General features: G+C 69.3%; 14 protein-coding genes. 7 read left to right on the top strand and 7 right to left on the bottom strand.

What is annotated here, in order from left to right; genetic code table 11:
* Positions 1-116 precede the first annotated feature (116 nt).
* Positions 117-266: a hypothetical protein gene (locus ACK4FB_RS03655; RefSeq protein WP_409747943.1), complete on the top strand. Its 150-nt coding sequence runs from the start codon at positions 117-119 to the stop codon at positions 264-266.
* Position 267: 1 nt separating this feature from the next.
* Here ACK4FB_RS03655 and ACK4FB_RS03650 read toward each other — a convergent pair whose 3' ends face one another.
* Positions 268-648, bottom strand: a complete 381-nt coding sequence (locus tag ACK4FB_RS03650) for a hypothetical protein (protein WP_409747941.1) — start codon at positions 646-648, stop codon at positions 268-270.
* Positions 649-745: 97 nt separating this feature from the next.
* Positions 746-1,084 (bottom strand): DUF1491 family protein, encoded by a 339-nt coding sequence (locus tag ACK4FB_RS03645; RefSeq protein WP_409747939.1) that lies wholly within the window; start codon positions 1,082-1,084, stop codon positions 746-748.
* A 55-nt stretch (positions 1,085-1,139) separates the two neighbouring features.
* Between ACK4FB_RS03645 and ACK4FB_RS03640 the strand changes: the two genes are divergently transcribed.
* Complete coding sequence (locus tag ACK4FB_RS03640) at positions 1,140-2,003, top strand: hypothetical protein (RefSeq protein WP_409747937.1); 864 nt, start codon at positions 1,140-1,142, stop codon at positions 2,001-2,003.
* A 66-nt stretch (positions 2,004-2,069) separates the two neighbouring features.
* On the opposite strand, the gene ctrA is transcribed toward ACK4FB_RS03640, so the two are convergent.
* Positions 2,070-2,771 carry a response regulator transcription factor CtrA gene (gene ctrA, locus ACK4FB_RS03635; RefSeq protein WP_409747935.1) on the bottom strand — a complete coding sequence of 234 codons (702 nt, stop codon included), beginning with the start codon at positions 2,769-2,771 and terminating at the stop codon, positions 2,070-2,072.
* Positions 2,772-3,153: 382 nt separating this feature from the next.
* Here ctrA and ACK4FB_RS03630 point away from each other — a divergent pair, with 382 nt between their 5' ends.
* The 4 genes from ACK4FB_RS03630 (at position 3,154) to ACK4FB_RS03615 (ending at position 6,935) form a co-directional block, all read left to right on the top strand.
* Entirely contained in the window at positions 3,154-3,525 is a 372-nt protein-coding gene (locus tag ACK4FB_RS03630; RefSeq protein WP_409747933.1) for a helix-turn-helix domain-containing protein, read from the top strand.
* Positions 3,522-4,229, top strand: a complete 708-nt coding sequence (locus ACK4FB_RS03625; RefSeq protein WP_409747931.1) for a DUF6456 domain-containing protein — start codon at positions 3,522-3,524, stop codon at positions 4,227-4,229. The genes ACK4FB_RS03630 and ACK4FB_RS03625 overlap by 4 nt, the downstream gene beginning before the upstream one ends.
* A gap of 148 nt (positions 4,230-4,377) precedes the next feature.
* Entirely contained in the window at positions 4,378-5,640 is a 1,263-nt protein-coding gene (locus tag ACK4FB_RS03620; RefSeq protein ID WP_409747929.1) for a hemolysin family protein, read from the top strand.
* Positions 5,637-6,935 (top strand): hemolysin family protein, encoded by a 1,299-nt coding sequence (locus ACK4FB_RS03615; RefSeq protein WP_409747927.1) that lies wholly within the window; start codon positions 5,637-5,639, stop codon positions 6,933-6,935. Before ACK4FB_RS03620 ends, ACK4FB_RS03615 begins: the two co-directional genes overlap by 4 nt.
* A gap of 68 nt (positions 6,936-7,003) precedes the next feature.
* Here the strand turns inward: ACK4FB_RS03615 and ACK4FB_RS03610 are convergent, their stop codons facing one another.
* On the bottom strand, positions 7,004-7,447 hold the full coding sequence (locus tag ACK4FB_RS03610) for a SufE family protein (RefSeq protein WP_409747925.1): 444 nt from the start codon (positions 7,445-7,447) through the stop codon (positions 7,004-7,006).
* A 186-nt stretch (positions 7,448-7,633) separates the two neighbouring features.
* On the opposite strand from ACK4FB_RS03610, the gene ACK4FB_RS03605 reads away from it, so the two are divergent.
* Positions 7,634-9,280, top strand: a complete 1,647-nt coding sequence (locus ACK4FB_RS03605; protein WP_409747923.1) for a sensor histidine kinase — start codon at positions 7,634-7,636, stop codon at positions 9,278-9,280.
* A gap of 112 nt (positions 9,281-9,392) precedes the next feature.
* Here the strand turns inward: ACK4FB_RS03605 and ACK4FB_RS03600 are convergent, their stop codons facing one another.
* The 3 genes from ACK4FB_RS03600 to cysK all read right to left on the bottom strand — a co-directional run bounded on the left by ACK4FB_RS03600 (position 9,393) and on the right by cysK (position 12,225).
* Complete coding sequence (locus ACK4FB_RS03600; protein ID WP_409747921.1) at positions 9,393-9,818, bottom strand: MucR family transcriptional regulator; 426 nt, start codon at positions 9,816-9,818, stop codon at positions 9,393-9,395.
* Positions 9,819-9,975: 157 nt separating this feature from the next.
* Positions 9,976-11,193, bottom strand: coding sequence for a DUF2336 domain-containing protein (locus ACK4FB_RS03595; RefSeq protein ID WP_409747919.1), 1,218 nt, complete (start codon positions 11,191-11,193; stop codon positions 9,976-9,978).
* 51 nt (positions 11,194-11,244) lie between these two features.
* Positions 11,245-12,225, bottom strand: a complete 981-nt coding sequence (gene cysK / locus ACK4FB_RS03590; RefSeq protein WP_409747917.1) for a cysteine synthase A — start codon at positions 12,223-12,225, stop codon at positions 11,245-11,247.
* Positions 12,226-12,237 lie beyond the last annotated feature (12 nt).

Raw genomic sequence — 12,237 nt, 5'->3', positions numbered from 1 at the left:
CGTGTTGCGCCCGGTCCATAACCCCTCGCGGAACAGGGCTATTCGTGGTACATTACATATCCGTAACGCGAGACGGCAGGGCCATGCAGCCTTCCGCCGCTGAAGGAGGAAACCACATGACCATGACCCCGCACTCGCGCGAGGACGCGCCCCCTGCCTTCCACAAGCCGGGCGAGTTGCACCCCGGCCTCTACCTTGTCATCGGGTTCGCCCTGTTGCTGGGCGTGGCCTTCGCGGTGAACGCCCTGTTCCGCGTGATCCTCTAGATCACGCCGCCAGCCGGCCCCACACCGCCTTGTCGGCGGCCACGGCGTCCAGCGCGCCCCTGGCCGCGCGGGCGTGAAGCTGGCGCATGATCGGGGCGGGCAGGGCGCAGAAGCGCGGCTCCACCAACTCGGGCGCACAGTCTTTTTCCGGCGCGGCGAACATGGCCGCGTTCAGCTCCGGCGCCCGGTCGGCGATCAGCCACGCCAGACGCAGCGCGCGCTCGGGATCGTTGTGATGCAGCATCGGATCTCCGGCGAACATCTCGCACGCCAGCTCCAGCACATAGTCCAGATCCAGCCGGTCGAACCGGCGCGCGTCGGCCGCCGTGACCGGACAGGCCGCGTCCAGGTCGAACACCACATCGTTCAGCAGAAAGAGCACTGCGCCATCACCATCATTGTCGGACGCATTCTTCGCCCGTTGATGATGAGACTAGCCGGGCGCGCTTTCGGCCCGGTTCACGAACGCGGTTAAGGATTTACGACCGCTCGCCCTGCACCGTCTCGGTGATGAAATGGCGGCCCTGGCGGTCCTCGACCTCCACCACCCACAGGTCGGGATCATAGCCGACCTGTCTTTGTATATAGGCGTCCAGCTCGCTTTCCTGATCGCTGGAGACGGGCTGGATCCACAGCCGCTCGCCGTCCGGACCGAAGGCTTCGCTGTACAGCCGCGCCTTGCGCTCACTGGTGTCATACGCCTTGACGATGACGCTGCCGGCCCGGGCGTCGCCCTTGCGCACGACCGTGGCGAAGGCCCCGGACAGTTCGGCGCGGCGGATCAGGGCGCTGACCCACACGTCACTGACGATAAGCAATTCGCTAACCCTGAAAGGAAACGGGACCGGAAGGGGTATGGCCTAGTCTGGCCCCATGATCAAAGGCCTGACAGAACGTCTGGCGACCGGCGCGGCGCTGCTGGCCCTCTCTGCGGGGGCGGCGCAGGCGGGGGCCGAACGCCTCTATTACGAACGCAGCCTAATGCTGGCGGCGGACGCCCGCTGTGGCCTGTTCGCCGCCCCGGTGCGCGCGGCGCTGGATGTGTCGACCCATCAGGCGCGGGGCGCGGCCCTGCGCGCCGGAACGCCCGAGCCCGCCCTGGCCGCGACGCGGACCCGCGCGGCGAACCGCGCCCGTTCGGCGGATTGCGCCTCGCAGGACCTGACCACCGCCGCGGCCCGCGTGCGCGACGGGTTCGCCGGCTGGCTGCGCACCGCCCGCATGACCTTTCCCGGGGCGCGTCAGGACTGGACCGCTGACCGCACCCGCTACGCCCGCGACGCCTGGCGCCTGTCCCAGATGGGTCGCTTCCGGTCAGCCCCGGTGACCTTCGGCCGCGTGGTCTCGCCCGGCGGCGAAGAGGGTCTGGCGGCGGCGGTGTCCTTTCCCGGCGGCCCCCGGCCCTACGGCGCTCGCGTGGTGATGCGCGATCCGGGCCGGGCGCGTCAGCCCTGGATCGTCCAGGCCAGCCTCGCGCCCCTGCCGCCCGCCACCGCCCGCCGCGCCTTCTGGGCTTCATCCAGCGAGCTGGCCCCGGCCGCCCTGCTGCCTGAAGGTCGCGCCCAGGGCGAGCTGTGGCGCTTCCCCGACGCGGCGGCCGAGGCTCTCGCCGACCTGGACCCGCGCGAGCGGTTCACGGTGGAGTTCCTGTTCCGCGACGACAGCGTCATGCGCGTGCATTTCGAGGCCGGAGACTACGCCGCCGCCCGCGCGTTCCTGGCGCTGGGCGACCTCTAGGGCCAAAAGCAGAAAGGCCCGCCGGAGCGATCCGGCGGGCCTTTCCGTAGTCTGTGATCGGGACGATCAGGCCGCGTTGGCCGTGGCGTTCTCGTGCGGGTCGCGCAGCACATAGCCCCGGCCCCAGACGGTCTCGATGTAGTGCTTGCCGCCGGCGGCCGTGGCCAGCTTCTTGCGCAGCTTGCAGATGAACACGTCGATGATTTTCAGCTCGGGCTCGTCCATGCCGCCGTACAGGTGGTTCAGGAACATTTCCTTGGTCAGGGTCGTGCCCTTGCGCAGGGAAAGCAGCTCCAGCATCTGGTATTCCTTGCCGGTCAGGTGGACCCGGTGGCCGTCCACCTCCACCGTCTTGGCGTCCAGGTTCACCGCGATCTCGCCGGTGGTGATGATGGCCTGGGCGTGCCCCTTGGAGCGACGCACCACGGCGTGCACGCGCGCCACCAGCTCGTCCTTGTGGAACGGCTTGGTCAGATAGTCGTCGGCGCCGCCGCCGAAGGTCTTGACCTTGGTCTCAACCTCGGTCGAGCCCGACAGGATCATGACCGGGGTGTTGATCTTGCCCACGCGCAGCTGACGCAGGACCTCGAGGCCGTTCATGTCAGGCAGGTTCAGGTCCAGCAGAATGAGGTCATAGTCATAGATCTTGCCCAGATCGATGCCTTCCTCACCCAGATCGGTCGTGTAGACGTTGAAGCCTTCCGACTTGAGCATCAGCTCGATGCTCTGCGCGGTCGCGCTGTCGTCTTCAATCAGCAGAACACGCATTGATGCCCCTCCAGGCGAACCTTGACCATAAGGCCGCTCACGGACGAGCGGGTAACCTTTCCGACCAGTTAAGGCCGCAAAAACCTTAAGAACGGTTAATGCCGAATCGATAGTCTGATTTGCGAATCGGCGTCCAGCAGAACGAGTCAACGATTCGATATTTCTTTGCCGCGCCTCGCCTGGCGGGTCCCGCGCGAGCAGGGAGCCGGCCGAATGCGAACGCGTTCGGCCGCCCTTGATCCCGCATTTTCGCCACGCCAATGCCGCAGGCCTTAACGGGATGCGTCCGATACTGACGCACAAAATAGGAATATAATCCGCACTGCTTCCGGGCGGGTCCAGCATGGCGTCGCGCCGCTGGGGCGCAGGAACCGGAGTGAGGATGATGATGGACGACCACGACGAAACACTGGAGCAGAGGGTGGAGCGGGTCCGCGCCGACCGCGCCCGTGCGCTTCTGGCCATGCAGGCGGTGGCCAGTGTGACGGGGGTGCCCGCCGCGGCCATGCAGTCGCGCCGCCGGCTGCCTGACGAGGTGCGCCGCGCCCGCGCCCTGGCCTGGTATCTCAGCCACACCGAGTACGGCTGGCCGCTGTATCGGGTGGGGGCCGCCTTCGACCGCGACCGCACCACCGTGGCCAAGGCGTGCCGCGAGGTGGAGGACAGGCGCGACGACCCCGCCCTGGACGGCCTGCTGGACCGGGTCGGCCGCGGGCTGGCCGAGATCGCCGGACGGGAGGCTGCGGCGGCATGAGCGAGCGTCTGCGCGCCCTGCTGGCCCGCCCCGGCGCCTGGATCGAGGCGGCGCCCGGGCCCGGCCGCTACCGATTGCGGCTCGGGCCGGACCGCCGCCGCCGACCGGTCCTGACCCTGGACGAGGCCGCCTTCCGCGATCTGGCGCGCGATCCGGGACTGGCGGTGCGCGAGGGCGGCGGCTGGACGGCGCGCGCGGGGGCGGTCCCGCCGCGTCCCTCAGGCGGCGGGCGTCCCGGCTTCGTGCCGGGGACGCGCCCGGTCACGGCGCCGGACGGGGCCGTGAAACCGCGCGCCGTCAATCTGGGGGAGTCGCCGATCCTGTGGCTGGCCCGGCGCAAGGACCCCAGCGGTCGGCCATGGCTGTCGCCGGCCGAGGTGGCGGCGGGCGAGAAGCTGCGCGCGGACGCCGAGCTGGCCAGTCTGGGGCCGTCCCTGACCATGCGATGGGACGCCCTGCCGCGCGCCGGGGCCGGGCAGGGGACGCCCTCGGGGCCCGGCGAGCGCGCGCTTCAGGCCCGCCGGCGGGTCCAGGCCGCCCTGGACGCCGCCACGCCCGGACGCCGCGCCATGCTGGAGCGCATCTGCATCCACGGCTCGTCGCTCCAGCTGGCCGAACAGGGCCTCGGCCTGCGTCGCCGTCAGGGCAAGACCATCCTGAAGCAGGCCCTGGCCGATCTGGCGCGTCATTACGGGATCGGATGACGGGAGTCCTGCGTTCAGGGCGCACTGGTCGTCCGGCCCTGTCATCGCGATTGTCGTTCCGGCGGCGCGCTGGTATGGCCCGGATCTCCGTCACCGAGGCGCCCGTACAATTTTCAGCTTCCTGATCCCCATCGGCGTGATCTTCCTCATGGTGGCTGCGAACGCGCTGTATGTGGCGGCGGAGTTCGCCACCGTCGGCGCGCGCAAGTCGCGGGTGCAGGAGGGCGCCGAGGCCGGCAGTCGTCCCGCCGGCCAGTTGCTCGCCATCCTGCGCGATCGGGCGCGGCTGGACGACTATGTGGCGGGCTGCCAGATCGGCATCACCATCAGCAGCCTGGTGGCGGGCGCCTATGGGCAGGCCCAGCTGACCCCCTTGCTGGCCCCGCTTCTGGGCGCCGTGGGCGGCCAGGTGACCGCGATCATCATCGTGCTGCTGGCCGTCACCATGGTTCAGGTCGTGCTGGGCGAACTGCTGCCCAAGACCATCGCCCTTCGCTATCCCGAGCGGCTGTCCATGGCCACCCTGGCGCCCATGCGGTTCAGCCTGCTGCTGTTCCGGCCGCTGATCTTCGTCTTCAACGGGACCGCCTTCGCCATCATGCGGCTGTTCCGGCTCAGCGCCGATCACAGCCATACCCACGTCCATTCCCCCGATGAGCTGGAAGGTCTGTTCAAGGCCAGCGCCGCCGGGGGGCTGATCGACGCGGACGAGCGGGACATGCTGGCCGGCGCCCTCAGTGTCCACGGGCGGCGGGTGCGCGAGATCATGACCCCCCGCACCCGCATGGTCCGGGTCAAGGCGACGGAAACCGTCGAGGCGGCGCTGAAGCGGGTCGCCGAGACGCCCTATTCCCGCTTTCCGGTGACCGGCGAGACTACCGACGACGTGGTGGGCATCATCCACCTGCGCACCCTGTTCGCCACGTTCGAAAAGACCCCGCACGCCCTGGTGGGCTCCATCCGGCGCGATCCCCTGATCGTCGCCGACGTGATGAGCGTGCCCAGCCTGTGGCAGACCCTGCGCGAGCACGGCCGGCGCAGCGCCATGGTCATCAATGAGTACGGCAGCTTCACCGGCCTTGTGACGCTGGAAGACGCCCTCGAGGAAGTCTTCGGCGAGGTTCAGGACGAGTTCGACGACGAGGACGAACTGTTCGTCGTCGACGGCCCGGACCTGAGCGTCCGGGGCGATGTGCGTCTGGCCATGCTGGCCGACCGCCACGGCGTGGTCCTGCCCGAGGACCGGGCCGACACCGTCAGCGGCCTTGTCTGGCACGAACTGGGACGCTTGCCGGTGGTGGGGGACCAGGTGGCGGTGGAGGACTCGCCCGTCCGGCTGGTGGTGGAGGCCATGGAGGGCCATGCGGTGCGCCGCGTGCGCATCCGGCGCGGACCGGAGGTCGGGGAATGACCGACGTCCTGCTGCCCATCGCCGCCGTCCTGGCCCTGGTGATCGTCAACGGCCTTTTCGTGGCGGCCGAGTTCGGGCTGGTGGGCGCCCGGCGCAGCCGCTTCGAGACCCTGGCGCAGGACGGCGACCGCGCGGCCCGCTGGTTGCTGCGGGTGTTCGATCGCGAGGCCGGCAAGGATTCCTACATCGCTATCGCCCAGCTGGGCATCACCCTGGCCAGCATCGGCCTGGGCATGTACGGCGAGCCCGCCGTCGCCCGCTGGCTTTACGGGCCGCTGGAAGGCCTGGGGCTCAGCTACGACCAGTCCCACGCCGTGGGCTTCGCCATCGCGCTCAGCGGGATCACCTTCCTGCACGTGGTCTTCGGGGAAATGATCCCCAAGGCCCTGGCGCTGCAGTCCCCCGAGAAGGTCAGCATCGTCCTCAATCCGGTGATGCGCCTGTTCGGCGTCCTGTTCCGGCCCATGGTCATGCTTCTGAACCGGACCGCCTTCGGTCTGATGCGCCTGCTGGGCATTCCCGATCCGGGCAAGGGCGCCATGCTCTACAGCTATCAGGAGCTGGAAATCGCCACCGAGGAGATGATGTCCGGCGGCCACATGAACGTCGCCCAGGCCCGGCTGATCGAGAACATCTTCGAGATGGAGGATCGCACCGCCCAGGAGCTGATGACCTCGCGCGCCCGCATGGTCGCCATTCCCCTGTCAGCCTCCCCCGACGAGGTCGCGGCCATCATCACCGGCCACACCCTGGCCCGCTATCCGGTGTTCGGCGCCTCGCTGGACGAGGTGGTGGGGGTGCTGCACGTCAAGGACTTCATCCGCGCCCGCGTGGCCCAGGCCGACATCGACCTCAGGGCTCTCGTGCGGCCGGCGCCGCGCGTGGCCGCGGGCATGTCCGCCTACGACCTGATGGCCCTGTTCAAGAAACAGCGGGTGCATGCCGCCCTGGTGGTCGACGAGTTCGGCGGCGCGCTGGGCTTCGTCACCATGGATGATCTGGTCGCCGATCTGATCGACGATGAGGGCGCCGCGTCGGACTGGATCACGGTCCTGCCCGACGGGGCCATGCTGCTGGACGGCGAGGTCACCCTGGCGGAGCTGGAGGAGGATCACGGCCTTGATGTCGGCCATCCCGAGGTTTCCACGGTCGCCGGCCTGTTCCTGGCCAGAAACGGCGTGCTGCCCAAGCGGGGAGACGTCCTGAACTTCAAGGGCGTGCGCTTCATCGCCGAGGATGTGCGCGGCCTGAAGATCCTGCGCGTCCGCCTGGAACGCCCGCCCGTCCGGCGCTAGGGCGCCCCCGGTCTTCGTCCGCGCGATTGCACCAATTGCACCAATTGCACCGTGCAACGGCGGCGCGCTCAGGCCCCCGTCGCCGCTTCCTGACGGATTCGCCCGATCATGGCGTTCAGGCCGTTGGCGCGCTGCATGGTCAGGGCCTGGGGCAGGCCCAGCCGGTCCATGGCCGCGCGGGCGTCGAAGGCCAGGATCTCGGCGGGCTCCCGGCCCGAGTACAGGCGCAGCAACAGGGCGATGTTGCCCTTGGACAGGTGGCTGTCGGAATCCGCCAGGAAGAACAGCCGCCCCCCGTCGCGGATCACATGCAGCCACACCTGGGCCGCGCAGCCGGGCACCTTGTTGGCCTCGACCCGTGCATGATCAGGCAGCGGCGTCAGGCCCTTGCCCAGCTCGATGACGTATTCGATGCGCGGCTCCCAGTCGCCCAGCAGGTCGAATTCCTCGGCCAGTTCGGCCAGGGTCTCGTCGATGCTGTGGTCGGGCGGGGTCAGGGGGGCGTCGGTCATGACGCGCAGATAGACGCCCCGGCGGCGGCCCACAACCGCCGCCGTCCCCACCCCCGCGCGGATGGTCCACCGAAATCTGGTCGCCTCGGACGCGAGCGATCTCGCCGGATTTCCTCCGGCCCTCTAGTCTGGTCTGTCGCGCCGAACGCCGCGCCTGACTCTAAATCGCAACGGACCCCGCCGCGCTTGACCTCTCCCGCCGCCTCCACCTCCGGGCCTGACGCCGCCGTGTCAGCAGCCGGCGCGCCGTCCCTGGCCATGTGGCATGCGGGCTGGGCCACCGCCTGCGCGGTGCTGGCCCTTGGCGGCCGGTTCGTAGGCGCGGGGGCCGAGGGCCCCGCCGCCCTGGCCCTGATGATCATGGTGGCGCCCGGTCTGGGCGGCCTGCTGTTGCTGAGACGCGACGGCTTCCGGCAGAGGGTCATCCTGCTGACCGCGTGGAGCCTGTCCGCCATCGTGGCGGCGGTGCTGTCCGAGGGTCTGGGCGGACCGCTGGCCGCTTTCGTCTTCATGCCCCTGATCGCGGGACTGGCGCTCGGCGGCGTCCGGCTGGGCCAGATGGGCGCGCTGGGGACCGGCCTGGCGGCGGTGGGCGGTCTGGCGGCCGCGGCGATCGGCGCGCCCGTCGGCGACAACGCCGTCCTGGCCGCCCTGACCGGGGTGATGACCGCCGCAGCCGCGGCCCTGGCCTTGCGCCTGTCCTTTTTCACCGCCCAGATGCGTCTCGAGCGGGCTGACGCGGGTCTGGAGCGGTACGAGGCGATCCTGACCTGTCAGCCGGGCCTGACCGTGGTGCTGACGCCGTCGGGCCGGGTGCTGGCCGCCTACGGCGCGCCGCCGCCGGGCCTGCCGGCCCACATCCTGTTCGAGCAGGGCCTGATCGCCGCCGTCCACGGACCCGACCGGCCTGCGGTGCTGTCGGGAATGGACAAGGCCCTGAACGGCCTTGACGCCCAGACGCGCTTCGCCCCGCGCGAAGCGCTGGACCGGCGCGTGATGCTGGCGCTCAAGCGGATGCAGGACGGCCGCCTGATCGGGCAGATGCATGACGCCACCGCCCAGTACGCCCGCGAGGCCGCCCTGGACGCCGCCCGGGGCGAGGCCGAGGCCCGCGACAAGGGAAAGACCCGGTTCCTGGCGGCCATGAGCCACGAACTGCGCACGCCGCTGAACGCCGTGGTGGGCTTCTCGGACATCATGCGCCAGAGTCTGTTCGGTCCGCTGCCGCCGAAATACGCCGACTACGCCGTCTCCATCCACGAGGCGGGCGGGCATCTTCTGGCCGTCATCAACGACGTGCTGGACGTCTCCAAGATCGAGGCGGACCGTTACGAACTGGCGCTGGAGCGGTTCGACGCCCGGGACGTCCTGTCCGAAGCCGTGGCCATGGTGCGCCTGAACGCCGACGAGAAGGGGGTGGTCCTGACCAGCGTGCTGCCGCCCGCCCCCCTGACCGTCATGGCGGATCGCCGCGCCCTGAAACAGATCACCCTCAACCTGCTGGCCAATGCGGTGAAGTTCACCCCGGCGCCGGGCTCGGTGACCCTGTCCGCCGAGGCGGTGGGCCCGTATCTTGAAGTGGTGGTTTCGGACACCGGCGTGGGGATCGCCGCCGAGGATCTGGGCCGGCTCGGCCGCCCCTTCGAGCAGGCCGGCGACGCGGGCCAGAAGAAACAGGGCACGGGCCTGGGCCTGGCGCTGGTGCGGTCCCTGACTGAACTGCACGGCGGGCGGCTGATGGTGGACAGCACCCTGGGCGAGGGCTCGGCCTTCACAGCGCGCATGCCGGTGGTGGAGCTTGCGCCGGCTGTGGCTGCCGAACCCATCCACTGACTTTCCTCATGCCGGCTTTCGCCGGGATGAGCGGGATTTTTCAGGGGCTGAACAGGAAAACGCCCGCCCCGGCGACCGGGGCGGGCGTTTCCAGCCTGACGGGCAGGCTGTCTTACTTGGCGCGCGGCCGGCGGGCGGGTTTGCGGCCGCCCTGGCCCAGGCCCATCTGCTTGGCCAGTTCCGAACGGGCCTTGGCGTAGTTCGGGGCGACCATGGGATAGTCCTTGGGCAGGCCCCACTTGGCCCGATACTCTTCCGGGCTCATGTCGTACTTGGTGCGCAGGTGGCGCTTCAGCGACTTGAACTTGCGGCCGTCCTCCAGGCAGATCAGGAAGTCCGGCGTGATCGACTTGCGCACCGACACGGCCGGCTCCTGCGGCTCGGGCTCAGGCTGGGCGCCGCCCGCCTTGACCACCACCAGGGCGGCATGGACGCTCTGGATGACGCCCGTCAGGGCCTCGGCGTCCACGTTGTTGTTGCTCACATAGGCCGACACGATGTCGGCGGTCATTTCGAGAAGTTCAGACGTTTCGTCCATGATCGCGCTTCCGGTGTTCTGCTGTTTGTTCGGGTCAGAAGCTGGCAGCCGCTCCCCATCGGGTGTTGGCAATAGAGTTCTTTTGACAGCTTATCAACAGCAATACGCATAGGGGCGACGCTGATCCGTTTTCTGATCTGTAAAGCTGTCGATCAGTTCAGCGTCCGAAGTTTTCAGCCAGGGCCAGCATAGCGGCGCGCTCGGGGGCAGAGTATTCGTCCAGCGCCTCTTCATCGCCTTCCCGGATCGCCTGCATCAATTGCGGTGTGAGGGCCGAGGACAGGGCCCAGTTCCAGTAGCGCAGCACCGTCTGGGCCCGGTCCACGGCGAACATGTCATAGGTGATCATCACCCGTTCCCAGACCGGGTGCCAGCCGCCGTCGTCCGTCGTCTCGGGCCGACGCATGGAGCGCCACAGGCCCTGCAGGTCGCCCTTGGACAACCCCGTCGCCTTGCACAGGATGGCCATGGGTTCCCCGCCCACGTCGCCCAGGATCTTGGCTCCGGTCAGGGGCTTGATCCCTGACAGATAGGAAATCTCCGCCGCCAGCTCGCGGGTCAGTCCGCCCGACGCCGCTTCGGACACGGCGTGCTCCAGACTGTCATAGGGGCTCTTCTCGATGGCGGCGCGGTTCCTCTGGCGTCGCTCGATGAATTGCAGGGCCTTGCGCGACACCGGGTCCTGCCATCCCTCGGCGGCGGCCATGGCGAAGACGTCCTCCACCACCTCCTGCATCACCTCTCGCGATACGGCGAAGCGCTGAAGGATGGCCCGCCGCTCGTCCGGCCCGGACCACCAGAACATCACATAGGCCCCCGAGGGCCGCATCTCCGGCCGCCGCAACACATGCTGGCACAACTGGGGATGGATGCGGCTCATGGTGACCACGGTCTCGATTCCGGGCTGGGACAGGCGCGCGGTGGTGTTGCGCAGCACCGCCTCGATCACCGCCGGCTCTCTGTGGGCCAGCAGGGCGTCGGTCACCACCTCGGACAGGTTGCGGCGTGCGGCCAGCAGGAAGCGATGCTCCGCTCCGGCCTCGGCTGCGCAGGCCATCAGGTCGGAGTCCGACAGGGCGGCGCACTGTTCGATCAGAACCCCCGCGATATCCGGCTCGTCCCGCAGCAGAAGCCGCGCCAGGCTGTGGGGAATTTCGCCCAGCGGGGCCAGCCGCACGGCCACCCTGCGACGATCGTCGGGCGTGGCCAGGCGCAGCATCTCCACCAGCAGATCACCGACCACCGCGCGCTCGAAGGCGTTCACCCGGCTGGCGGGCAAGGCCGCCACATCGGCCAGGCGCTTCAGCAGCGCATGGCGTGCGCGCGGCCCCGGCGAGGGCGCGCCGTCAGCGGATGTGGCCGCAGGCTCGGACATGTCGGCGCCAGCCTAGGCCCCTTTCGGTTAATCAGGCGTGACAGTCGACGCCTACAATCCCTCGAACAGGGCCGTGGACAGGTAGCGCTCCGCGAAGCTGGGGATGATGGCCACGATGGTCTTGCCGGCGTTCTCGTCCAGGGCGGCCTGGCGGAAGGCGGCGGTCAGGGCGGCGCCGGAGGAGATGCCCACCGGCAGGCCCTCGACCCGCGCGGCGCGGCGCGCCATGTCGAAGGCGTCCTCGTTGGCGACCTGCTCCACCCCGTCGATCATGGACTGATCCACGATGGAGGGAATGAAGCCGGCGCCGATGCCCTGGATCTTGTGCGGGCCGGGCGCGCCGCCGGACAGCACAGGCGAGGCGGTGGGCTCCACCGCGATCATGCGCACCGAGGGCTTGCGCGCCTTCAGCACCTGACCCACGCCGGTGATCGTGCCGCCGGTGCCGACGCCCGCGATGACCATGTCCACCGCCCCGGCGGTGTCGTTCCAGATTTCCTCCGCCGTGGTGGCGCGGTGGATAGCGGGATTGGCCAGGTTGTCGAACTGCTGCGGCTGCACCGCCCCGGGCGTGGCGTTCAGCAAGTCATTGGCCGTGGCGATGGCGCCCTTCATGCCCTTCTCGGCCGGGGTCAGCACCAGCTCGGCGCCCAGCAGGGCCAGCATCTTGCGGCGCTCGATGGACATGCTCTCGGGCATGACCAGGATCAACTTGTAGCCCTTGGCGGCGGCCACGAAGGCCAGGGCGATGCCGGTGTTGCCGCTGGTGGGCTCGATGATCACGTCGCCGGGCTTCAGCTTTCCGGCCTGCTCCAGCGCCTCGATCATGGCCACCCCGATGCGGTCCTTGACCGAGGCGATGGGATTGAAGAACTCCAGCTTGGCCAGAACGGTCGCCTTCGGCTTCAGCTCCGCCGACAGGCGCGGCAGCCGGATCAGCGGCGTGTCGCCGATGGTGTCGATGATGGAGTCATAGACCTTGCCCCGTCCGGTCTTGGCGTGCCGCGAGGCGTCGTAAGGGGTGTCGGTCATGGAAAGGCTCCT

Origin of the sequence: Brevundimonas sp. (assembly GCF_046299535.1) — a bacterium.
In the GTDB taxonomy this organism is placed as follows: Bacteria; Pseudomonadota; Alphaproteobacteria; order Caulobacterales; family Caulobacteraceae; genus Brevundimonas.
This window is presented reverse-complemented; position numbering and strand designations above follow the sequence as displayed.